Origin of the sequence: Burkholderia sp. 9775_39 (genome assembly GCF_015712225.1) — a bacterium.
Taxonomy (GTDB): domain Bacteria; phylum Pseudomonadota; class Gammaproteobacteria; order Burkholderiales; family Burkholderiaceae; genus Burkholderia; species Burkholderia cenocepacia.
Genome location: NZ_JACCQC010000001.1, coordinates 260,475 through 281,942, shown reverse-complemented (window position 1 = coordinate 281,942; position 21,468 = coordinate 260,475). Strand labels below are relative to the sequence as shown.

Below are 21,468 nucleotides of genomic sequence, written 5' to 3'. Positions count from 1 at the left end.
CCATGTCCACGCTTTCCGCCCCCGCCCCGGTCGCCTCCCCGCTGCGCCTGCGCGTGGCCGATCAGGCCGCGTTCCCGGTGCTGCGCCACCTCGACGCGATCGGCACGCCGCCACGCGCGGCCGCCCGGCTCGTCGAGGCCGCCGCCGTGCGGCTGCTCGACAGCGAGATGGTGATCGCGCTGCGCTCCACGGCACCGGACGTGCTGCCCGACGCATCCGCGTCGACCCCGCTGCGGCACGACGAAGCGCCGCTCACCGAAGCGCTGCTCGAACAGATCGGACGCGAAGGGTTTCATCACCTGTTCAAGCCGTTCATGCGCGCGTTCATCCGCATCATGTTCGGGTTGTTCTTCTCCGACGACCAGAACCGCCGTGCCTGCGAGTGCATCGACGCCGGCCACAACTTCGCGTTCCTGATGAGCGACGGCGGCGGCCCGACGCTCGCCGCGTGGCGCACCGTCGTGCGCAGCGACGACCACGGCCTCGCGCTGACCGTCGACAAGGTGTGGGGCATCGAGGCGCATCGCGACTGCATGGCCGTCGTCGCCGCGCGCCTGCCTGGCGTGATGTTCCCGGCCGCCTATCTCGTATGGCCCGACGAATACCGGAAGCTGACCCGCACGACCTGCGGCGCGCCGTTCCTCGCGGGCAACCTGCAGCTCGCGAACGTCGGCGGCCAGGTGCGCGTCGCCGCCGAGGACCGCCTGCGGATCGGCGGCCCCACCGTGTTCAACAAATACCTGACCGTCGTGCGGCCGTACTTCGTCCGCGCGCTGATGGCGCACGTCGGCTGGCTCGAACGGGCCGGCCGCGTCGAGCTCGACGCCGATGCGCGCGCCGTGCACCGCTTCATCGCGGACGCCGCGCGCAGCCTGACCGACGACGCGCACTACAGCTTCGGCAAGGTGCAGCGTGTGCTCGCGATCAAGCTGCTGTCGAACGAGTTCCTGACCGCGCTCGTGCGCGACGGCAAGGTGCCGCTGTTCGACGACCAGCGCGACCTGCTGGCGTTTTCGAAGATGGAAGGCAGTTCGTACCGTTGTTATCACGAGCTTCGCAAGAGCCTGCGCTGCGAAGCCGGCAGTTGATCCACGCGACAGGCCGATCGATCCCGATCCAATCCACTCAACTTCAGGAGCTCCCCTCATGACGACCCAGAACGTTCCGGCCGACGCGCTCGACATCCTGTCCCGCGAAGTCGCGAAGATCCTCAATGTCGAAACCGTCGACACCGACGCCGGCATCGGCGAACTCGGCATCGATTCGCTGAACATCGTCGAGCTGATCGTGTTCTGCGAACAGCTTTACGGCTCGATCGATCCGGAAGCGCTGAACATCACGCAATACACGACGCTGCAGCAGCTCGATGCGCAACTGCGCAGCCAGCAGCACGCGGCCTGATCCGACCATGCTCGCGCCCCTTGCCCCCGTGGCGGCCCCCGCCGTCCAGCCGGTCCCGGCGACCGCGCTGACCGTGCAGGCGCTCGCGTACCGGCGCGTCGCGCCGTCGCGCGACGGCGCGGCCGTGCCGCTCGACGACACGGCCCGCGCGATCGGCACGCTCGCGTGCGCCGAACGCGAGCGGCTGTGCGGTGCGATCGGCGCGGACGACTACGTGGTCAGCTCGACGATCCTGTCGATGCTGCTGATGAACGATTCGCCGCAGCATCGCGTGTTCGCGCAGGCGCTTGCCGGCGCGAACGACTACACGCCCGACTGGATGACCTGCTCGTACGAATGCGCGGGGTGGGGCTACGTGCTGCGCCGCACGCTCGCGACCGCGGCCGAAACCGGGCCGCGCACGCTGCTGCTGCAGATCGTCGACCTCGACGTGCACGGTTATACGTACTGGCACGGCAACCCCGCCTGGGGGCGCTCGGGCTTCGGCGTGTGCACGCTGCTCGTCGACGTCGGCCGCGAACCGGCGCAGTCGGTGCTCGCCGACGCCGCGCCGCCGGCGAGCGCAGTCGTGCGGCTCGGCCGCGACATCCGCACATTCTGCGCGGCGCGCCCCGGCCTGCACGCGGCGCTGCCGTTCTTTCCGGCCACGTCGCGCCGCGCGCTGCTCGCGTCGGTCGGCAAGACGCCGCTGCTGCCGGACGGCCACGGCGTATTCGGCCATGCGTTCGGCAGCGACCCGTGGCTGTCGGTGCTGCTCGCGCACCGCGACGGCGACACGCCGCGCCGCGCGGCCGTCTGCTCGCTCGCGCTGAACGGCTATTACGCGATCGCCGACGTCGCGTTCGCGCCGGACGCGACGTTCGCTCTCGACGGCGAGGCGTGACATGGTGCGACCCGTTCACTTCACGTACCGGATCGAGCGCGACGCGCGACAGCCTGTGGCGGTCGCGGCCAGCGCGTACCGGATGCCGCTCGACACGCCGGCCGATTACGCACGTGCCGCGCTCGCGGAAGCGGCCGGCGATGCGTACGACGCGGGCAATACGTACGACGTGGCCGGCGGCGAGCGCCGCGTGCTGCTCGATCACGTGCAGTATTTCGCGTTCCTCGCGGAAATCACCGCGCGGATTCGCGACGCCGTGCATCCGGATGCGCGGCTCTTCATCGAAGTGTGCGCACCGTATTTCGGCGCGCTGCCGGCCGAACTGCTCGCCCCGCACGTACTGCTCGGCGTGCACCTGTACGACGAAGCATTGCGCGACGCATCGCGCGGCGCGCCGGTCGTGTGGATCGGCGACCGCATCCTGCGCGACGCGGAGTTCGCCGGCGACAACCGCGTGTGCTGCGCGATCTGGCCCGCGCGGCTCGCCGACGCGTTCGACGCGCAATTGCGCGGCGCGTGGCCGTCGTTCGCGATCCGCGTCCAACCGCACCCGGGCGCGTCGCGCGCCGCCACCCCGTTCACCGATTCCGCTCATCATTCCGGCGCCGCCGCGCGGCCGGGGAGACCCTGACATGAATGACACGCTTACCGTGATGCAGGACACGGCCGATATCCGCTGGTCGATGCCCGTCGACGCGCTGATGTCGAACGACTACGCACTGCGCGAAGAGGCGCTGAACCGGCTGTACGAGAAGGCGAAGGCCGCGCAGTGGGACGTCGCGACCGACGTCGACTGGCGCCACGACCTCGACCCGGCGAACCCGCTCGGCATGCCCGATCCGACACTCTTGATCTACGGCACCGAGCTGTGGGGCAAGCTGGCCGACGCGGACAAGCGCGAGGTGCGCCATCACGCGCAGGGCTGGCTGTTGTCGCAGATCCTGCACGGCGAGCAGGCCGCGCTGATCTGCGCGTCGAAGCTCGCGTCGGCCGAGAATGGTCTGAGCGCGCGGTTGTGCGCAGCCGCGCAGATGATGGACGAAGCGCGCCACGTCGAGGCCTACGCGAAACTCGTCAACGAGAAGCTCGACGTCAGCTACCCGATGAGCCGCTCGCTGAAGGGGCTGCTGCACGACACGATCACGAGCAGCGCGCTCGACATGACGAACCTCGGGATGCAGGTGCTGGTCGAGGGCATCGCGCTGTCGATCTTCCAGAGCGTCGTCGCGTACAGCACCGATCCGTTCATCAAGGACCTGTTCCTGCGAATCCAGCGCGACGAAGCACGCCACTTCGCGGTCGGCCGGATCACGCTGTGCCGCGTGTACGCGGAGATGAGCTCGCACGAGCTGCGCGAGCGCGAGGAGTTCATCAGCGAAGGCGCGGCCGTGCTGTACGACCACCTGTGCGCGGACGACATCTGGGAACCGATGGGTCTGTCCAGGCGCGAATGCAGCGCGATGGTGCGCGAATCGCCGGTGTCGAGCTCGATCCGCCGCTCGATCTTCCGGCGCCTGGTGCCGACGATCCGCGAGATGGGGCTGCTCACGCCGACCGTACAGGCGACCTTCGAAAAGCTCGACGTCCTCGACTACGCGGCGATGCCACTCAACTGAACCATGACGACGATCTCCTCCCAAACGTCACGCGATTTCTGGATCGGCATCGACGCGGTGGCCTACGAGCTGCCGGGCCTGCCGGTCGATATCGAGGCCTGGGCCGCCGAACGCGACTACCCGGCGCAGCGGGCGGCCGCGATCGCGCAGTCGGGCAGCCGCTATTTCCACATGGCGCTCGACACGAGCGAGACCGATCTCGCGATCGCGGCGGTCGGCCGGCTGCTCGACACCGCGCGTGTGCAGCCGGCCGACGTCGGTGCGATCGTGCACGTGCACACGCAGCAATTCAGCGTGCCGCCCGCGCCGCGCAGCCTGCCGCACGAAGTGGCCGCGCAATTCGGCATCGAGCCGCTGTGGCTCGGCTCCGTCGCGCAACTGAACTGCGTGTCGGTCGCGGCCGGCATCGAAACCGTGCGCGCGTTGATACGCCGCCATCCGCAGCTCGACGCGGCACTCGTCGTGTCGTCCGATCGCGTGTACGGCGAGGACTACCGGATGCGGCAGATGACGGGCGTGCAGTGCGACGGCGCGGCCGCGATGCTGATCGTGCGCAACAGCACGAAGAACCGGCTCGGCGGCATCGCGATCGAGACGCACGCGAAATGGCATCGCGGGTCGGACACCGTCGCCGCGAACGAGGCCGACCTGATCATGATGGAGTGGCCGTACACGCGCCGCGCGATCGACGCGGCCGTCGCGCTCGAGCCGCATGCGCTCGACGCGTACGACCTCGTGCTGCCGCACAATGCCGACCTGCCCGGCTGGAACGCGCTGTGCCGCGCGATGCGCGTGCCTGCCGAGCGGCTGTATGCGGACAACATCCATGCGCGCGGCCACGCGTGCTGTTCGGATTTTCCGATCAACCTGGCTGACGCCGGGCTCGACGCGGTCGCGCACGGCCAGCGCGTGCTCGGCGTGATGCAGTCGAACTGCGGCGCGTATGCGGCCGCCACGCTCCATCCGGTGGGCCGCCATGACGCCTGAGCGCCCGCTTCCATCCGCCGGCAATCACGCGTGGATCGCCGATCTGCGCACGCCGTGCTACGTGTACGAGCCGGAGGTCGCGATCGCCCGCTACCGGTCGCTGAAGGCGCGCCTCGGCACGCGGCTGATCGTGTCGCTGAAGGCGAACCCGAACCAGGACATGCTCGCGCGCTGCGCGCATGCGTACGAGGACGGCGTCGAACTCGCGAGCCGCGGCGAACTCGACGCGGTGATCGGCCGGATCAAGACGGCGCGCTACCTGAACAATCCGTCGATGGACGAGATGTTCATGCGTGCCGGGCTCGCGTCGCGCTGCCATTTCGTGCTCGACAACCCCGACGCGGTCGCCCGTTTCGTGCCGCTCGCCCGCGAAGCGGCGGCCGGCGGCAGCACGCCGGGCGCCGTCCTGCTGCGCGTGAATGCCGGCGCGCTGGCAGGCGAACTCGCCCGCGCGCAGTGGCACGACCACTTCGGGATGACGCCGAACGAGGCGCACGACGCGGTGCGCACGCTCGCCGCCGCCGGCCTGCTGGTGGCCGGGCTGCACGTGTTCTCCGGCCCGCATTCGTTCATCCGCCAGGACCCGACGCAGCCCGACACGCTCGTGCTGCCCGAGCGGCTCGCGGCGCTGGCCCGCGATCTCGCGCCCGCCAACGGCGCACCGCTCGGTTCGTTGAGCCTCGGCGGCGGGTTTGCCGACGATCACCCGGGCGATGCCGCGTTCGAACGCTATGCCGCCGCGCTCGCGCCGCTGGCCGGCCGGTATTCGCTCGCGCACGAATCGGGCCGCGCGATCTTCGCCGATGCGGGCGTGTTCGCGACGCGCGTCGTCGCGGTCAAGACGTGGCAGGACCGCACGATCGCCGTCTGCGACGGCGGGCTGTCGCATGCGTTCCTGCTCGCGCAGACCGAATCGGTAATGCGCCGCCTGGCCGCGCCGTCGCTCGTGCGCCGCATGCCCGCGCCGCCGTCGCGCGGCGTGCCGACGCTCTACGTCGGCAGCACCTGCAGCCGCGCGGACGTGATCGGCCGCGACGACGCGGGCGCGCCGCCGCAGGTCGGCGACATCGCGGTGTTCGAACGCTGCGGCGCGTATCACCGCACGTACTCGATGGCGCATTTCCTGTCCCACGAAGCCGCGCACGTGTACGTGCGGCCGGCCTGAACCCGAGGAGCCGATCATGAACGCATTGATCAGCATCGCCGACCTGCTCGAACACGGCGCCGAGCGCTGGCCGCATCATCCGGCGTATGCCGACGGCGGCGGCACCCTGACTTACGACCAGCTCGCCCGCGCGGTCCGGCGCGCCGCCGCCGTGCTCGCGGCGCGCGGCGTGCAGCCCGGCGAACGCGTCGCGATCTACGCGCCGAAGCGCGTCGAAACCGTGGTCGCGATGCTCGCGGCCAACGCACTCGGCGCGATCTTCGTACCGGTCAATCCGCAGTTGAAGGAAGCGCAGATCGAACACATCGTCGCCGACAGCGGCGCCGCGCTGTTCGTGACCGGCGCGCAACGGCTCAAGCGCCTGCCGGCGCTCGCCGCGCTCGTCGGCGCGCGCACGCTGCTGATCGAGGAACTGGCCGATGCGATCGACTCGCCGGGCACCGACACGCCGGCGTCGGCAGCGGCCCCCGCCGGCCGGCCGGTCGACGACGATCCGGCCGCGCTGCTCTACACGTCCGGCTCCACCGGCAAGCCGAAGGGCGTCGTCGTATCGCACCGCAACCTGGTGTCGGGCGCATTCAGTGTCGCCGCGTACCAGCGGCTCGCCGCCGACGACGTCGTGCTCGGCGTGCTGCCGCTCAGCTTCGATGCCGGCCTGAGCCAGCTCACGACCGCGCTGGCGTCCGGCGCGTGCTACACGCCGCTCGACTTCCTGCAGCCGGCCGAGGTGCCGCGCCATTGCGACGCGTTCGGCGTCACGTCGATCACCGGCGTGCCGCCGCTGTGGATGCAGCTCGCGTCCGCCGGCTGGAGCGACACCGCGCGCACGCGGGTCCGCCGCTTCGCGAACACCGGCGGCCATCTCGCGACGCCGCTGCTGCACCGCCTGCAGGCGCTGTTCACGCAGGCTTCGCCGTACCTGATGTACGGGCTGACCGAGGCATTCCGCTCGACCTACCTGCCGCCCGCGGATGCGGCGCTGCGCCCGACGTCGATCGGCAAGGCCGTGCCGAACGCGGAGATCCTCGTGCTGCGCGCGGACGGCAGCGAATGCGCGGCCGACGAACCCGGCGAACTCGTGCATCGCGGCGCGTTCGTCACGCTCGGCTACTGGAACCGGCCCGAGCTGACCGCGCAGCGTTTCCGCCCGCTGCCGCGCCGGCACGGCGAGATTCCGCGCCCGGACGTCGCCGTGTGGTCGGGCGACATCGTGCGGCGCGACGCGGACGGCTACCTGTACTTCGTCGCACGCGGCGACGACATGATCAAGACCTCCGGCTATCGCGTGAGTCCGACCGAGGTCGAGGACGTGCTGTTCGCGCTGCCGCACATCCGCGAGGCCGCGGTATTCGGCGTCCCGCACCCCGGGCTCGGAGAAGCGATCGCCGCATGCGTCGTATCGACGCTCGACGCCGACGCGTGCCGCGCCGACATCGCCCGCGCGTGCCGCGATGCGTTGCCCACCTACATGAACCCGCTCGTCGTCGAGCCGCTGCCGGCGTTGCCGCGCAACCCGAACGGCAAGATCGACCGACCGGCGCTGAAAGCGCAGTATCGCGACGCGTTCGCGCGCCCGAACCTCGAGGAGACCGCCGCATGACCCTGTCGACGCTCGATGAAACCTGTATCGGCGCGCCGCGCGTCGCCGCGCCCGGCACGCTCGCGTTGTCCGGCGGCGTCGTGGTGCTGCCGCCCGCCGTCGTGTTCAGCGCGATCCAGGCGCAGGAGCGCCACCCCGGCTACCGGCACCTGCTGCTGCCGCAGGCGCGCTTTGCGCGGCCGCGCGGCATGGGCGCGCTGACGCCCGACGAAGGCACGCGCCTCGCGCCCGGCGGCCGGCCCGCGCTGCGCGTCGCGCCGCCGGGGCGCAGCCTCGCCGACCTCGCCGCCGATGCGGCGCTCGACCTGCGCGACCAGCTCGGCTCCGGCGCGCTGGCGCGCACGACGCACGTGATCGTCGCGAGTTGCGCGCTCAACGAAGGGATCGGCGACTCGGTCGTCGGCCGCATGCAGTACGAACTCGGGCTGCAGCGCGTGACGCCGTTCGCGCTCGGCCAGAACGGCACGCTCGGCTGGTATTCGGCGCTGATGCTGCTCGACGGGCTGCTCGACGAGGGCGACCAGGCGCTCGTGATCCTCAGCGACAAGTGGCTCTACCCGTTCTTCCGCCAGTTCGGCGACCTGGTCGGCTACGGCGACGCGGCCGCCGCATTGCTCGTATCGCGCGCCGGCCCCGCGCCGGAGCCGGCTGCGTGGGGCGGCGTGCGCGCCGTCGCGCTCGAATTCGGGCCGTCGGTCACGGATCCGTGGGCCGATGCGCCGGCCGCGCTGCGCGACACGCTCGCGCCAGTCGCGGCCCGCGCGATCCGCCGCGCGCTCGAGCAGGCGAACTTGCGCGCGAACCAGATCGACTGGTGCGTGCCGCCCGGCTTCGATCCCGGTTTCGCGGCGCGTGTGGCCGACGCCGCGTCGATTCCGGTCGCCGCGCGCATCCAGCACGACGGCACGGGCCATCTGTCGTCGGCCGAATCGGCCGCCGCGCTGATCCGGCTCGCGGGCGCGCTCGACGAAGGCGAGCGCCGCACGGTGCTCGTCTGGGACGCGGCGCTGCATGGCGGGGCCGCCGCCGCCGTCGTCGACCTGGCCGGCGGCCTCGACGCCGCGCTCGATATCGAAGGAGACGCATGATGAGCGCATACAAGGTGAGCCTGCGCGAGCTGCGCTTCTTTCTGTGGGAACTGTTCGAGGCCGACAAGCGGTTCCTGGCGGAGCACGGCCTGTACGGCACGCACGATCGTGCATCGATCGACGCGCTGCTCGAACGCGCGCGCGACTTCGCGCTCGACCTCGGCCGCAGCTATCAGCAGGCCGACGTCGAGGGCTGCACGCTGCTCGACGACGGCCAGGTCCGGATTCCGTCGCATTTCCACGCGCTGTGGGCGCGCTTTCGCGACGAATGGTCGAACACGCTGTTCGGCACCGCGCACGGGCTGCCGCCGATCGTCACGCAGATGATCTACGAGATGTTCATGGGCGCGAATCCGTCGTTCATGACCTACGGCGGCTTCACGCGCCCCGCGATCAAGCTGCTGCAGATGCACGGCACGCCGCACCAGAAGGCGCTGATTGCGCCGCTCGAAGCGTACCGCTGGGACGCGTGCTTCTGCGCGACCGAACCGCAGGCCGGCACCGACCTCACCGCCGTGGCGCTGCGCGCGACGCCGATCGAACGCGACGTCTACGCGATCGACGGCGAGAAGGTCTACATCTCGGCCGGCATGCACGAGCTGACGGAGAACACGCTGTATTTCGTGCTCGGGCGCATCGATACCGCGTCGCCGGATTCGTTCTCGCTGTCGTGCCTCGTCGTGCCACGCTTCTGGCCCGACGACGAAACCGGCGAGCTGCAGCCGAACCATGTCGACTGCATCGGCCTGCCGCGCAAGATGGGGCTGAAGGGCTGCGCGAACACGCATCTGGTATTCGGCGCGAACGGCACGACGAAAGGCTGGCTGCTCGGCGGCCGGCGCAACGTCGGCCTGCTGCAGCTGATGCCGCTGATGAACCAGGCGCGGATGAGCACCGGGATGTTCGGCGTCGGCGTCGCGTCGAGCGCGTACCTGCACGCGGTCGAGTATGCGGGCCGCCGGCTGCAGGGCCGGCCGATCGAGCGCGCGTCGAACACCAATGCCGCGCGCGTCGCGATCGTCGAGCACGCGGACGTGCAGCGCATGCTGGTCGACATGAAAAGCCGCGTCGACGGCTGCCGCGGCCTGCTCGGCAAGCTCGCGGCGACCGCGACGCGCGCGGCGATGCTCGAGGCGACGCCCGACGCCGACCCGGCGGAGATCGAACGCCATCGCAAGCTGCAACTGCTGCTGACGCCGATCTGCAAGGCGTTCATCTCCGACCAGGCGTGGCGCATCTGCGAAACGGCGATCCAGGTGCACGGCGGGCTCGGCTATACCGATGCGAGCCCCGTCGAGCAGAACGCGCGCGACGTGAAGATCCTGTCGATCTGGGAAGGCACGAACTACATCCAGGCGCAGGATCTCGTGCGCGACAAGCTCGGCTTCGGCCGTCATTCGCGGCTGATCCAGTACTACCGCGACGAACTCGACGCGTTCCTCGCGCAGCAGCATCACACCGCCACGCATGCGGAATTGCGGCCGCTGTTCGATGCGCTGCGCGCGGGCGCCGACCGCATCGCCGCCGCGCTCGACGACATCGCGCGCGACGTGCAGGACGGCCACACGCATCGCAGCAGCCAGTTCTACACGCGCTTCCTGGAGATGTTCGGCGTGGTCACGTCGGCGTGGGTGCTGCTCGAATCGGCGACGATCGCCGCGCGCCGGCTCGATGCGCCGGAGACGGCCGATGCACCGGCCGAACTCGCGTTCTATCGCGGCAAGCTGAAAAGCGCGCGCTACTACTTCGCGAACGTGCTGCCCGTCGTCGACCAGCACGCGGCCGTGATCGCCGCGATGGCGCACGCGGCGATCAGCGTCAGCAGCGACGAACTCGCCGCGGTGGAATGACATGGATACGACACTTGACTCCAGCGTCCTCGCCGCGAAGACCGGCGATGCGCCGCGCAACCTGCTCGGCCGGCCGACGACGCGCCATCGCGGCACCGACATCGACGGCGCGACGCTCGACCCCGAAGCGCTGCGCGTGCGCGATCTCGACCTGAACGCGCTGATCGGCGCGACGACGTTCGAAGGCGCGCTCGCACATCTGTGGTTCGACGTCGCGCCAGGCAGCACCGACCATCGCGCGCACGAGGCGACGATCGGTGCGCGGCTCGCGGCGCTCGCCGACGCGCTCGCGCCGGGCTCGGTCGCGCAGTCGATCGCAGCCGAGCTCGGCGCGGCCGGCGTCGCGCCGGTGTTCGCGGCCGCGTCCGGCCTGCTGCGCGGCCTCGACGACGTGACCGACCGCGTGCGCGGCCCGGCGCCCGACGATGCCGATCTCGACACGATGCTGCTGTGCGCGGCCGCCGCGCCGTTCCTGCTGCATGCGGCGATCGACGGGCGGCCGTTCGCCGCCGGCCCGCACGCCCGCGGCGGCACGGCGCTCGATGCAGCGCGGACGCACGCGCAACGCATGCTCGTGCTGACCGGCGCGACACGCCACGACTCGCCGGCGCAAGCGGCGATGGACATGCTGCTCGTCGCGTGGCACGCCGGCTTCGGCTACATCACGCCGACCGTGCTCGCGCCGCGCGTCGCGATCGGCACCGGCGTCACGCTGACGCAGGCGATCGCGTCCGGCTTCCTCGCGAGCGGGCCGTCGCACGTCGGGGCGGCGCTCGAAGCGATGCAGTGGCTCACGGCACTCGCGCGATCCATACCGGGCGGCGCCGGCGCGCCGGCCGCCGCGCTCGACGCGGCCGGCCGCGCGGCGATCGATACGGCGCTCGACGCGAAACGCACGCTGTACGGCTTCGGCCATCCGCTGTTCGTCGCCGATCCGCGTCCGCCGCACATGCGCGGCCGGTTCGCCGCATGCGGCTTCGACGGCGGCTACGTGACGCTGTTCGACGCGTGCTGCGCACAGGCCGACGCGCGCCGCGCACTGCGACCGAACATCGATTTCCTGACCGCCGCGACGCTGCTCGAACTCGGTGTCGCCGCGCCGTCGTGGGGCGTCGGCGTCGGACTCGGCGCGCGCATCGCGGCGATGGCCGCGCATGCGGTGGAACGGCGCCGCCGCCCGGCGTTCGGCGTCAACAGCGCGACCGCGCGGCGGCTCCTGGCCGCCGTGCCGGTCGGCTGGCTGTGAACCCTCACCCTTTTTGCACAAGGAACGTCATGCTGCTCAAGAACCTGCGCCCGGCGAACGACTACGATCGCTTCGCCACCGAAACGCTCGAACCGTGGGACCTGCTGTTCATCAGCCGCATCCGCCAGCTGGCGCGCGGGATGACGGCCGGCACGATCGCCGACATCGGCACGGCCACCGGCGTCGTGCCGGTGCGGCTCGCGACCGATCCGGCGATGCGCGGCTGGCGCTACGTCGGCATCGACCTCGATCCGGCGATGCTCGACGAAGGCCGCCCGCGCATCCACGAACTCGGGCTCGACGACACGATCGAGATGCGCGTCGGCGACGCGCTCGCGCTGCCGTTCGACGACGGCACGCTGACGATGGCGGTCGGCCGCGCGACGCTGCATCACCTGCCCGACAAGGCGCTCAGCCTGACCGAGATGTACCGCGTGCTGGCGCCGGGCGGCATCGCGCTCGTGCACGACATGCGCCGCGACGCGCCGCAGCACCTGCTCGACCGCTTCACCGCGATGCGCGCGGCCGCCGACTATCCGCCGACCCACGTCGAGGAAAAGATCACGCTCGACGAAGCACATGCGCTCGTCGCCGAGGCCGGTCTGGCCGAAGTTGCGTCGATCTACAGCCCGAGCATGGGGCTCGGCGCGCTCGGCTTCGAAATCCTGCTGAAGAAACCGGCGCTGGCCTGAGCGATGACCGATCTCGCCTTCCTCGCCGCGCATGCCGCCGCGCGCCTCGGCGCCGACGACGTGCACTGCGCGGCGGTCGCGCCCGGCGCGACGCTGCCGCTGTGCGTGACGCCGCGCAGCGCCGAACTCGCGACGTCGCCGGAGATGTTCGTCGCGTGGTACCGCTCGCGACTCGGCACGATCGACACGCTGCTCGACGCATGCGGCGCGCTGCTGTGGCGCGGCTTCGCGGTGCCCGACACCGCCGCGTTCGGCCGCCTCGGCGCGCTGTATCCGCCGCACGCGAACGGCTACACGGCCGGCGCCGCGCCGCGCCGTCAGATCGACGGCCAGGTCTACGAGTCGACCCGCATGCCGCCGCCGTTCAGGATCGGGCTGCATCAGGAAATGGCCTACATGCCCGCGTTTCCGCGCCTCGTCGCGTTCTACTGCCGGCTGCCGGCGGAAGCCGGCGGCGAGACGCCGATCTGCGACATGCGGCGCGTGACCGCGCGCGTGCCGGCCGCGCTGCGCGAGCGGTTCGCCGAACGCGGCGTGATGTACCTGCGCAATTTCGCGGCGCCGGGCGACCGCGTGGACAGTCTCGCCGCGAACCCGAACCTGCCGTTCGCCGCGTACCACCGGCCGTGGGACGACGCATTCGGGACGACCGAGCGCGACGAAGTCGAGCGGCTGTGCGCGGAACGCGGCGTCGGCTGCCGCTGGCTCGACGACGGCAGCGTGACCGTGTCGCACGTCGGCAGCGCGCTGCGCACGCATCCGCGTACCGGCGAGACGGTGTGGTTCAACCAGGCGAGCGCGCAGCACCCGAACCCGCGCTCGATGGGCGAGCTCAGCTATCGCTACCTGCAGCGCATGTACGGCGCGCGCGCCGCGTTCCCGTACGAGATCCGCTACGGCGACGGCGCGCCGATGCCGTTCGACGATCTGGTGGCGATCTACGACGCGCTCGACGACGAGGAATTCGCGTTCCCGTGGCAGGCCGGCGACGTGCTCGTCGTCGACAACATGCTGGTCGCGCACGGCCGCAACCCGTACCGGGGCGCGCGCGACACGCAGGTCATGCTGTTCGACTGAGGATGCCGACGATGAGCGTTTCGTTTCTTGCGTCCGTGCGCGCGATGTTCGGCCCGTCCCCCGCGTTCGATCGACCGCAGCGCGCGGGCACGCCGCCGCGGCCCGACGCGCATGCGCCGGGCGCGGCGCTCGGCGCGCGCGCGATCGACGTCGCGGCCGGCGATTTCCGCTTGTCCGCGCGCCACGTGCGCTTCCGGCTCGGCGCGATCACCGCGATCGTCGGGCCGAACGGCTCGGGCAAGACCACACTGCTCGAAACGCTGCTCGGCTTCCGGCGCGGCGGCAGCGACGTGCGCGTGCTCGACGTGCCGGCCGAACGCTTCATGCGCGATTCGCGCTCGCTACAGCGGCTCGGCGCGCAATTGCAGAAGGTCGAGTATCCCGATCATCTGCGTGTATCCGAAATCGTCGCGCTGCACTGCGCGATGTACGCGCACACCGATGCGGCGATCGCCGACGCGCTCGGCATCGCCGAACTGCTCGACAAGCCGTGCCGCGCGCTGTCGAAGGGGCAGCGCCAGCGCGTCGACCTGTACGTCGCGCTCGCGCACCGGCCCGAGCTGGCCGTGCTCGACGAGCCGTTCACGGGCCTCGACCGCCGCTATGCGGGCGTCGTGATCGACCTGCTGCGCCACCGCGCAAGCGGCACGAGCGTCGCGATGATCTGCCATTCCGAGGAAGAACTGAGCGTGGTCGACGATCTCGTCTGGGTGCGCGACGGCGGCGTGCGCTACCAGGGCGACCGGGACACGCTGCGCGCCGAGCTCGTCGGCGACGCGCGCGCGGTGCTGCATTGCCGCGACGAAGCCGATGCGCGCGCGCTGCGCAAGCGGCTCGCGGCGCTGCCCGGCGTGACCGGCGTGCGCGTGTCGGCCGCGCACGTGGTCGAGGCGTTCGGCGACGCGACGCTGCATCCGAACGTGCACCGGATCGTCGGCGAACGCGGCATCCAGCATCTGGCGCTCGCGCCGAGCACGCCGGGCGACCTGCTGCGCCTGTGCACCGAGGGCCCGACCCATGACTAAGGTGTTCCTGATCCTCGTGCGCAACGAGCTGCTCGGCTATCTGCGCAGCCGCTCGTCGCTGTTCTGGACGCTCGTGTTCCCGGTGTTCCTGCTGAGCGTGATGCTGTTCGCGTTCGGCGGCTCGGGCTCGCTCGGCACGGCCGACATCGCGTTCGACGTGCCCGGCGGCGCGACGCCGTACAGCCGCGCATGCGAAGCGCAGATCGTCGCCAGCCTGTCGCACAGCGACACGGTGAAGGCGACCTTCGGCGGCCGCGGCGCACCGGCCGATCGCGTGACCGTCGTGCTCGGCGCCGACGAGCGCACGCCGGCGACGATCCGCTACGACTTCAACGGCCCGCTCGCGGTGAAGGCCGCATCGCGGGTCGTTGAGATCGCGCTTGCGCGCTGCGCCGCGCAGCGGCTCGGGCTGCCGGCCGCGCAGGCGCGCTTCGAGAATGCCGCGCCGACGCGCCGGCCGTTCGACTACGGCGCGTTCTTCGCGACCGGCATCCTCGTGATGGCGTTCATGGCGATCGGCCTCAATTCGACGACCACCGCGATCGCCGCGCTGCGCGAGCGCAATACGTTCAAGCTGTACGTGTGCTTTCCGGTGTCGCGCGGCGTGTTCCTCGCCGCGCTGATCGTCGCGCGGATGGCGATGATGGCGCTGTCGGCGCTCGTGCTGCTGACGGTCGCGCGCGTCGCGTTCGGCATCGCGCTGCCGATCGCGACGCCGGACGGGCTGCGCGCGTTGCCGATCGTGCTGCTCGGCGCGGCGATGGTGCTGAGCATCGGCGTGCTGCTGGCGAGCCGCGCCCGCTCGCTCGCCGCGGCCGAACTCGCATGCAACGTCACCTACTACCCGCTGCTGTTCTTCAGCGACCTGACGATCCCGATGCACGACGCGCCCGCGTGGCTGAAGGCCGGGCTCGCGTTCCTGCCGACCAACCAGTTCGCAGTCGCGCTGCGCGGCGCGCTGGTCGACGGCGCGCCGTACGCGCAGCTCGCGCCGCAACTGCTCGGCATGACCGCGTGCACCGCGCTGTTCCTGTTCGCCGCCGTGCGGCTGTTCCGCTGGCACGACGCTTGACGCGTCGCCCCGCTGTTTCGACGAAGGAGAATCATCGATGAAATCGAACCATCCCATAACCGGCTACCTGCTGCACGCGAGCAATTTCCTGCCGGCGATCGTGTTCCTGTTCTACGGCCGGCTCGGCCCCGAGCAGCCGGACCTGCGCTGGACCCACGCGTTCCTGATCGGCGGCGTGCTCGCGCTCGTGCACGGCGCGTGGCTGATGCGCCGCGCGGAACGCAACAGCATCGCGCTCGGCGTCGACCTGTTCCTCGTGATCGGTGCGGTGCTCGCGCTCGTCTCGCCGACAGGTAGCCGTCTGTGGGGCGAGGAACTCGGGCCGGCCGCGATGCTCGTCTGCGTGCTGGTGGTCGGCATCGTGCATACCGCGTGGTCGGACGGCGGCTTCGTCGACGGCACGTTCGTCGACCATGCGCGCGCGCGTTCGCTGTCGCTCGTGCTGCTCGCCGTCACCGTCGTCGCGCTCGCGGTGTCGATCACGATGCGCCACAGCCCGCTGTGGGGCGGCGTCGTGCCGCTGATCGCGCTGGTCGTCGTGCGCGGCCGGCTGCGCAAGCAGCTCGCGCGGGCAAGCTGACGATGAACGCGCTGCCCGCACACGCAGCCCACGCCGCGCAGCGGCACGCGCTCGCCGCGGCACTCGGCGACGGCTGGCTCGACGGCGCGGCCTGCGAGCCGTATGCGACCGACGTCGCGCGATACGGCGGCGTGCCGCTCGGCGTCGCGCGGCCGGCGTCGACCGCCGACGTGCGCGCGCTCGTCCGCGTCGCCGTCGCGCACCGGATCGCGCTCGTCGCCCAGGGCGCGCGCACCGGGCTCGTCGGCGCCGCCGTGCCCGATCGCAGCGGCACGCAATGCGTGGTGTCGTTCGAGCGGATGCGCGCCGTTCGCGGGTTCGATCCTTCGAATCGCAGCATCACCGTCGACGCCGGCATGCGGCTGTCCGACATCAATCGCATGGCGGGCGAAGCCGGGCTCTGCGTGCCGATCGATCTCGGCAGCGATCCGGCGGCCGGCGGCCTCGTCGGCGCGAACGCGGGCGGCAGCCGCCTGATCAAGTACGGCGACGTGCGCCGTCACGTGCTCGGCATCGAAGTGGTGCTTGCGGATGAAGCCGGCACCGTGATCGACGCGCTCGCGCCGCTGCGCAAGCGCAACGCGGGCTTCGACGTCGCGCAGTGTTTCATCGGCGCGAATGGCGCGAACGGGCTCGTGACGGCCGTGTCGTTCGCGCTCGCGCCGCTCGAGCGGTCGTCGTGCGCGGCGTTCGTCGCGTTCGCGTCGTACGACGCGGCGCTCGCCGGCCTGCTCGCATTCGAACGCGCGTTCGGCGAGATGCTGTCGGCGTTCGAATTCATGTCGGCGGCGGCGGTCGGTTGCGTCGCCGCCGCGTTTCCCGCGTTGCGCGCGCCGTTCGACGCGAGCGCTGCCGCGTGCTACGCGCTCGTCGAGATCGCGACCGGCATGCCGGGGCTCGATGCGCTGCTCGAGGAACGCACGGTCGCGACGCTCGACGCGCTCGCAAGCGAACGGCGGGTGCTCGACGCGGCGTGTGCGCCGGCGGAACGGTTCTGGCGGATTCGCGACGCATTGCCGGTCGCGGTCGCGCAGGACGGCGTGCCGCTGTCGTTCGACGTGTCGTTCCCGCGCGGCGCGCTGGCCGGATTCGTCGCCGACGCCGAGCAATGGCTCGCCGCCGCGCATCCGGCGCTGCGCTGCCATGCGTTCGGGCATTTCGGCGACGGCGGCTGCCATCTCGTCGTATCGATTCCGCATACCGAAGCAGAACGCTACGGGCCGCTGCAGCAGGTGGCGTTGCGCGGCGCGCTGTACGACCGCGTCGTGCGCGCGGGCGGCTGCTTCAGCGCGGAACATGGCGTCGGGCCGGTCAATATCGCGTACTACCGCAAGCACGTGCCGGCCGCGCACCGGCAACTCGCCGGCGCCGTCCAGCATGCGATCGATCCGCTCGGGCTGGTCGGGCGGGTCCGTTACTGATGCGCCGCTTCACGGCGCCACGGAGATTTCGCATGATGTTTCGACACCCGCCCGGCCCGGGCACGCCTTCCGAACCCGACGCCGATCCTTCGTCCTCGGGCATCCCGGCCACGCTGCCCGACTCGGGCGTGGTGGTCAACGTGCGGGGCGTCGCCTGCGTGATCCCGTTGCCGCCGCGCGACCATGCGCGCCCGGCGCTGTGGCGCGAACTGGCGGACTGGCGCGACGAACGGTCGATCGCTCGCGACCTCGAACCGGATGGACGGCAGGATTGAGCAGCCGGCTCGCGACGGCGCGGCAAGCGCGCCGCGCATGCAACCGCGGCGCCGGACCACCTCGGTCGTCCGGCGCCGCGACGGGCGAAACGCGCAACGCGCAACGCAATCAGAACACCGCGTGCCCGCTGATCAGGCTCGGCAGCCACGTCGAGAAGAACGGCATGTACGTGACGATGTTGATCGCGCTGAAGATCGCGAGGTAGTACGGCCACGCCATTTTCGTGGTCTCGCCGATCGATACGTTGCCGATCGCGCAGCCGACGAACTGCACCGACCCGATCGGCGGATGCACGAGGCCGAGCGAGCAGTTCAGCAGCAGCATGATCCCGAACTGCACCGGGCCGACGCCGCACGCCATCGCGATCGGCAGGAACAGCGGCGTCGTGATCAGGATGTGCGCGGCCATGTCGACGAACGTGCCGAGGAACACCTGGATGATGTTGATGTACAGCAGCATCAGCCACGGCGCGGCGGTCGACTGCTTCAGCAGCCCTTCGATCGCATCCGGGATCTCCAGGTACGACATCTGGAAGCGCAGCATGTTGGACACCGCGATCAGCAGCAGCACGACGCCCGTCGTGCGCGCCGCATGCGACAGCGCGCGGCGCAGCTTCTCGGCCGTCAGTGTCCGGTAGACCACCGCGGTCAACACCAGCGAGTACACGACGGCGATCGCGGCCGCCTCGGTCGCGGTGGCGATGCCCTTCGCGACGCACACGAGGATGATCGCGATCACCATCAGCCCGGGCACCGCGCCGACGAAGCTGCGCAGCACCGCATACCAGCCGGGAAACCGCGGCAGCGCGGACGAGCCGTCCTCGCGGCGCGGATAGCCGTGACGCACGGCCTGCCAGTACGCGGCGGCGAGCACGAAGCCCATCACCCACAACACCGGCAGGAGGCCCGAGAACAGCAGGTCGCCGATCGACACGCCGCTCACCGGCTGGCCGTGCAGCATCCCGGTGATGCCCTGCGCGGCGAACGCGTAGATGATCATGTTGGTCGACGTCGGCATCAGCGCGCCGGCGAGCGACGCATGCGTCGTCACGTTGACCGCGTACGCGGCGCTGTAGCCTTCGCGCTTCATCAGCGGAATCACCACGCCGCCCATCGCCGACGTATCGGCGGTCGGCGAGCCCGACACGCCGCCGAACAGCGTGCACGCGACGACGTTCGCCATCCCGAGGCCGCCGCGGAAGTGGCCGACGGTCGCCTGCGCGAAGCGCAGGATCCGGTCCGCGATGCCGCCGTGCAGCATCAGTTCGCCGGAAAAGATGAAGAACGGCACCGCGAGGAACGAGAACGCGTTCATCCCCGAGATCATCGCCTGCATCGCGGTCGCGATCGGCAGGCCTTCGACCAGGTAGGTGAGCACGCACGCAATGCCGAGCGCGAACGACACGGGCACGCCGAGCACGAGGAAGATCAGAAAACTGACGGACAGGATCGCGAGTTCCATGGCGTTATTGTCCCGACGAAGTACGACGAAGCGCGAGCAGGTGCTCGAGCGAGAAGAAGATGATCGCAACCGCCGCGGGCATCGTGATCAGGTAGCGCACGCCTTCGGGCAGCCCGATGATCGGGATGCGGTCGCCCATCGTCTCGGCGGCCATGCTGCCGCAGCCGATCATGATCATGATCGCGAACGCGATCAGGCTCAGGTGCTGGATCGCGATGACGACCGTGCGCGCCTTCGGCGACAGCCGGCGCACCAGCGAATCGAGGCCGATATGGCCGCCGTCGCGCACCTTCATCGCCGCGCCGAACATCGCGATCACGATCACGAGCAACAGCGCGATCGGCTCGACGAAATCCGGCGCATTCTCGAACACGTAGCGCATCACGACCGCATAGAACACCAGCACCGTGAGTACCGCGAGGCATGCTGAAGCGATTCCCGCCAGCACGCGGAACAGCACGTCGTTCACGCAGCGCAGCAGCGGCGCGGCGTGCGGCCGCGCCGGCGCCGCGCCGTCGGGGGCGGCGGCCGACGCGCCCGCGGCCGCCGCGCTGTTCAGGGAAGTGCGACGCGTCACTTGGTGGCCTCGATCTCGTCGACGATCTGCTTCATCTGCGGCGTCTTTTCATACTTGGTCCACAGCGGCTGCATCGCCTTCACGAACGCCGCGCGATCGATCTGCGCGGCCGGCAGGATCTTCGCGCCGCCCTTCGTCACCAGCTGCTGCGCGGACGCCTCGCGCGCGGTCCACAGCTTCTGGTAGTACGGCACCGAATCAGCCGCCGCCTTGCGGATCGCCGCCTGCTCCTGCGGCGACAGCGTGTCCCAGATCTTCTTCGAGAACACCAGCACTTCCGGCGTCATCGCGTGCTGCGTCTCCGAGTAATCGGGCGCGACTTCGTAATGCTTGGTTTCCTCGTACGACGGCAGGTTGTTTTCCGCCGCATCGACGAGGCCCGTCTTCAGGCCCGTGTACACCTCGGCGAACGGCATCGGCGTCGGCGTGCCGCCCATCGCCTTGATCTCGTCGACCATCAGGTCGGACGGTTGCACGCGCACCTTCAGCCCCTTCATGTCGGCCGGCGAGCGCACCGGGCGCTTCGCGTAGATCGAGCGCGCGCCGCTCTCGTAGAACGTCAGCGCGATCATCCCCTTCGCGGTGAACGCATCGAGGATCTTCTGGCCGGCCGGCCCGTACATCGCCTTGCGGAAGTGCGCGACGTCGCGGAACAGGAACGGGAACGACGGAATCAGCGATTCCGGCACGATCTCGTTGAACGACGCGCCGTTCACGCGCGCCATGTCGATCGCGCCGATTCGCACCTGGTCGACCGTGTCCTTCTCGGAGCCGAGCGCGCTGTTGCCGAACACCTTGATCGAATCCTTGCCGCCCGTCTGCTTCGACAACTCCTCGCCCATGAACTTCACGGCCATGTTGGTCGGGAAGGTGTCGCCGTGCACGTCCGCCGAGCGGAACACGCGCGCCTGCGCGGACATCGCGAAGCCGGCCATCAGTGCGACGGCCAGGGCGGTACGGGAGCCGGTGAATCGGTGCTTCATGGTGAGTCTCCTTGATGGTCGATCGTTGTTGTGCGGCGATCCGTCGGCAGGCGCCTGCGTCGCCGGTACGCTTCCTTGAACCGCAGAGTCATACGTCGTATGACGTGTCGAGCGAATGTACGTCGGTTAACCGTTTAACTCACTTGGTGCATACCCCTATAACCCGCATCAACAAGGGCTTTTGGCGGAAATCGGGGAATCGATTTCTCTGTTCATAGGTTTTTCAGCGAAACGTTTTCCGGAAACGGGTCGGCATGCGAACGGGGCGTGGTCGTCGCGGTTTCCTGACACTCGGCGGCCGTCTTTCGCTTCGTTTGCCATCGTTATAGGATGACTGACCACGAAATCGTCACGCCATCGCGATGCCACGAGCGCGCGCCGGCCTGCCTTCCGCGCGACGCGATTTCGCGTCCGTGGCGCTCCGCCCGGCGACCCCGCGTCGGCGACCGCATCCGCTCCGCCTCAGCC

Annotated in this window: 21 protein-coding genes; 18 read left to right on the top strand and 3 right to left on the bottom strand. The window is 70.4% G+C overall.

The window, feature by feature from the left end; all coding sequences use genetic code 11:
• Positions 1 to 2: 2 nt before the first annotated feature.
• The 18 genes from H0X90_RS01235 to H0X90_RS01150 are packed head-to-tail and all read left to right on the top strand — an operon-like array spanning position 3 to position 17,978.
• Positions 3 to 1,088, top strand: a complete 1,086-nt coding sequence (locus tag H0X90_RS01235; protein ID WP_077190616.1) for a hypothetical protein — start codon at positions 3 to 5, stop codon at positions 1,086 to 1,088.
• Between the two features lie 58 nt (positions 1,089 to 1,146).
• Complete coding sequence (locus tag H0X90_RS01230) at positions 1,147 to 1,401, top strand: acyl carrier protein (RefSeq protein WP_006481176.1); 255 nt, start codon at positions 1,147 to 1,149, stop codon at positions 1,399 to 1,401.
• Between the two features lie 7 nt (positions 1,402 to 1,408).
• A complete protein-coding gene (locus H0X90_RS01225; RefSeq protein ID WP_077190615.1) occupies positions 1,409 to 2,284 on the top strand; it encodes a hypothetical protein in 876 nt (291 codons plus the stop codon).
• Between the two features lies 1 nt (position 2,285).
• Positions 2,286 to 2,915: a hypothetical protein gene (locus H0X90_RS01220; RefSeq protein WP_006498010.1), complete on the top strand. Its 630-nt coding sequence runs from the start codon at positions 2,286 to 2,288 to the stop codon at positions 2,913 to 2,915.
• A 1-nt stretch (position 2,916) separates the two neighbouring features.
• On the top strand, positions 2,917 to 3,900 hold the full coding sequence (locus tag H0X90_RS01215; protein WP_048988596.1) for a ferritin-like domain-containing protein: 984 nt from the start codon (positions 2,917 to 2,919) through the stop codon (positions 3,898 to 3,900).
• 3 nt (positions 3,901 to 3,903) lie between these two features.
• A complete protein-coding gene (locus H0X90_RS01210; RefSeq protein WP_077190614.1) occupies positions 3,904 to 4,887 on the top strand; it encodes a 3-oxoacyl-ACP synthase in 984 nt (327 codons plus the stop codon).
• On the top strand, positions 4,877 to 6,052 hold the full coding sequence (locus H0X90_RS01205) for a PLP-dependent decarboxylase (RefSeq protein WP_077190612.1): 1,176 nt from the start codon (positions 4,877 to 4,879) through the stop codon (positions 6,050 to 6,052). The genes H0X90_RS01210 and H0X90_RS01205 overlap by 11 nt, the downstream gene beginning before the upstream one ends.
• 16 nt (positions 6,053 to 6,068) lie before the next feature.
• Positions 6,069 to 7,652 (top strand): acyl-CoA ligase (AMP-forming), exosortase A system-associated, encoded by a 1,584-nt coding sequence (locus H0X90_RS01200; RefSeq protein ID WP_062885959.1) that lies wholly within the window; start codon positions 6,069 to 6,071, stop codon positions 7,650 to 7,652.
• A complete protein-coding gene (locus H0X90_RS01195) occupies positions 7,649 to 8,740 on the top strand; it encodes a hypothetical protein (protein ID WP_077190610.1) in 1,092 nt (363 codons plus the stop codon). The genes H0X90_RS01200 and H0X90_RS01195 overlap by 4 nt, the downstream gene beginning before the upstream one ends.
• On the top strand, positions 8,740 to 10,590 hold the full coding sequence (locus H0X90_RS01190; RefSeq protein WP_059721435.1) for an acyl-CoA dehydrogenase: 1,851 nt from the start codon (positions 8,740 to 8,742) through the stop codon (positions 10,588 to 10,590). Before H0X90_RS01195 ends, H0X90_RS01190 begins: the two co-directional genes overlap by 1 nt.
• Position 10,591: 1 nt before the next feature.
• Positions 10,592 to 11,836, top strand: coding sequence for a citrate/2-methylcitrate synthase (locus H0X90_RS01185; RefSeq protein ID WP_077190609.1), 1,245 nt, complete (start codon positions 10,592 to 10,594; stop codon positions 11,834 to 11,836).
• 29 nt (positions 11,837 to 11,865) lie between these two features.
• Positions 11,866 to 12,528 carry a class I SAM-dependent methyltransferase gene (locus tag H0X90_RS01180; protein ID WP_006490905.1) on the top strand — a complete coding sequence of 221 codons (663 nt, stop codon included), beginning with the start codon at positions 11,866 to 11,868 and terminating at the stop codon, positions 12,526 to 12,528.
• Positions 12,529 to 12,531: 3 nt separating this feature from the next.
• Positions 12,532 to 13,605, top strand: coding sequence for a TauD/TfdA family dioxygenase (locus H0X90_RS01175; RefSeq protein ID WP_006498001.1), 1,074 nt, complete (start codon positions 12,532 to 12,534; stop codon positions 13,603 to 13,605).
• 11 nt (positions 13,606 to 13,616) lie between these two features.
• On the top strand, positions 13,617 to 14,630 hold the full coding sequence (locus H0X90_RS01170; RefSeq protein WP_077190622.1) for an ATP-binding cassette domain-containing protein: 1,014 nt from the start codon (positions 13,617 to 13,619) through the stop codon (positions 14,628 to 14,630).
• A complete protein-coding gene (locus H0X90_RS01165) occupies positions 14,623 to 15,702 on the top strand; it encodes an ABC transporter permease (RefSeq protein ID WP_006497999.1) in 1,080 nt (359 codons plus the stop codon). Before H0X90_RS01170 ends, H0X90_RS01165 begins: the two co-directional genes overlap by 8 nt.
• A gap of 37 nt (positions 15,703 to 15,739) precedes the next feature.
• Positions 15,740 to 16,282: a hypothetical protein gene (locus H0X90_RS01160; RefSeq protein WP_006491295.1), complete on the top strand. Its 543-nt coding sequence runs from the start codon at positions 15,740 to 15,742 to the stop codon at positions 16,280 to 16,282.
• 2 nt (positions 16,283 to 16,284) lie between these two features.
• Positions 16,285 to 17,703: an FAD-binding oxidoreductase gene (locus H0X90_RS01155; RefSeq protein ID WP_077056948.1), complete on the top strand. Its 1,419-nt coding sequence runs from the start codon at positions 16,285 to 16,287 to the stop codon at positions 17,701 to 17,703.
• A gap of 32 nt (positions 17,704 to 17,735) precedes the next feature.
• On the top strand, positions 17,736 to 17,978 hold the full coding sequence (locus tag H0X90_RS01150) for a hypothetical protein (protein WP_006482540.1): 243 nt from the start codon (positions 17,736 to 17,738) through the stop codon (positions 17,976 to 17,978).
• A 109-nt stretch (positions 17,979 to 18,087) separates the two neighbouring features.
• Here H0X90_RS01150 and H0X90_RS01145 read toward each other — a convergent pair whose 3' ends face one another.
• Genes H0X90_RS01145 through H0X90_RS01135 form a run of 3 tightly spaced genes read right to left on the bottom strand, consistent with a single transcriptional unit; the run spans position 18,088 to position 21,000 of the window.
• Positions 18,088 to 19,440, bottom strand: a complete 1,353-nt coding sequence (locus H0X90_RS01145; RefSeq protein WP_006482542.1) for a TRAP transporter large permease — start codon at positions 19,438 to 19,440, stop codon at positions 18,088 to 18,090.
• A gap of 4 nt (positions 19,441 to 19,444) precedes the next feature.
• On the bottom strand, positions 19,445 to 20,017 hold the full coding sequence (locus tag H0X90_RS01140) for a TRAP transporter small permease (RefSeq protein WP_012493692.1): 573 nt from the start codon (positions 20,015 to 20,017) through the stop codon (positions 19,445 to 19,447).
• Positions 20,014 to 21,000 carry a TRAP transporter substrate-binding protein gene (locus H0X90_RS01135; RefSeq protein ID WP_006481984.1) on the bottom strand — a complete coding sequence of 329 codons (987 nt, stop codon included), beginning with the start codon at positions 20,998 to 21,000 and terminating at the stop codon, positions 20,014 to 20,016. Before H0X90_RS01135 ends, H0X90_RS01140 begins: the two co-directional genes overlap by 4 nt.
• Positions 21,001 to 21,468 lie beyond the last annotated feature (468 nt).

Coding starts and splice junctions, on each gene's coding strand:
- H0X90_RS01205 (WP_077190612.1), top strand. CDS start 4,877: ATGACGCCTGAGCGCCCGCTTCCATCCGCCGGCAATCACGCGTGGATC.
- H0X90_RS01135 (WP_006481984.1), bottom strand. CDS start 21,000: ATGAAGCACCGATTCACCGGCTCCCGTACCGCCCTGGCCGTCGCACTG.
- H0X90_RS01145 (WP_006482542.1), bottom strand. CDS start 19,440: ATGGAACTCGCGATCCTGTCCGTCAGTTTTCTGATCTTCCTCGTGCTC.
- H0X90_RS01150 (WP_006482540.1), top strand. CDS start 17,736: ATGATGTTTCGACACCCGCCCGGCCCGGGCACGCCTTCCGAACCCGAC.
- H0X90_RS01180 (WP_006490905.1), top strand. CDS start 11,866: ATGCTGCTCAAGAACCTGCGCCCGGCGAACGACTACGATCGCTTCGCC.
- H0X90_RS01175 (WP_006498001.1), top strand. CDS start 12,532: ATGACCGATCTCGCCTTCCTCGCCGCGCATGCCGCCGCGCGCCTCGGC.
- H0X90_RS01230 (WP_006481176.1), top strand. CDS start 1,147: ATGACGACCCAGAACGTTCCGGCCGACGCGCTCGACATCCTGTCCCGC.
- H0X90_RS01215 (WP_048988596.1), top strand. CDS start 2,917: ATGAATGACACGCTTACCGTGATGCAGGACACGGCCGATATCCGCTGG.
- H0X90_RS01235 (WP_077190616.1), top strand. CDS start 3: ATGTCCACGCTTTCCGCCCCCGCCCCGGTCGCCTCCCCGCTGCGCCTG.
- H0X90_RS01155 (WP_077056948.1), top strand. CDS start 16,285: ATGAACGCGCTGCCCGCACACGCAGCCCACGCCGCGCAGCGGCACGCG.
- H0X90_RS01185 (WP_077190609.1), top strand. CDS start 10,592: ATGGATACGACACTTGACTCCAGCGTCCTCGCCGCGAAGACCGGCGAT.
- H0X90_RS01160 (WP_006491295.1), top strand. CDS start 15,740: ATGAAATCGAACCATCCCATAACCGGCTACCTGCTGCACGCGAGCAAT.
- H0X90_RS01195 (WP_077190610.1), top strand. CDS start 7,649: ATGACCCTGTCGACGCTCGATGAAACCTGTATCGGCGCGCCGCGCGTC.
- H0X90_RS01165 (WP_006497999.1), top strand. CDS start 14,623: ATGACTAAGGTGTTCCTGATCCTCGTGCGCAACGAGCTGCTCGGCTAT.
- H0X90_RS01190 (WP_059721435.1), top strand. CDS start 8,740: ATGAGCGCATACAAGGTGAGCCTGCGCGAGCTGCGCTTCTTTCTGTGG.
- H0X90_RS01225 (WP_077190615.1), top strand. CDS start 1,409: ATGCTCGCGCCCCTTGCCCCCGTGGCGGCCCCCGCCGTCCAGCCGGTC.
- H0X90_RS01210 (WP_077190614.1), top strand. CDS start 3,904: ATGACGACGATCTCCTCCCAAACGTCACGCGATTTCTGGATCGGCATC.
- H0X90_RS01170 (WP_077190622.1), top strand. CDS start 13,617: ATGAGCGTTTCGTTTCTTGCGTCCGTGCGCGCGATGTTCGGCCCGTCC.
- H0X90_RS01220 (WP_006498010.1), top strand. CDS start 2,286: ATGGTGCGACCCGTTCACTTCACGTACCGGATCGAGCGCGACGCGCGA.
- H0X90_RS01200 (WP_062885959.1), top strand. CDS start 6,069: ATGAACGCATTGATCAGCATCGCCGACCTGCTCGAACACGGCGCCGAG.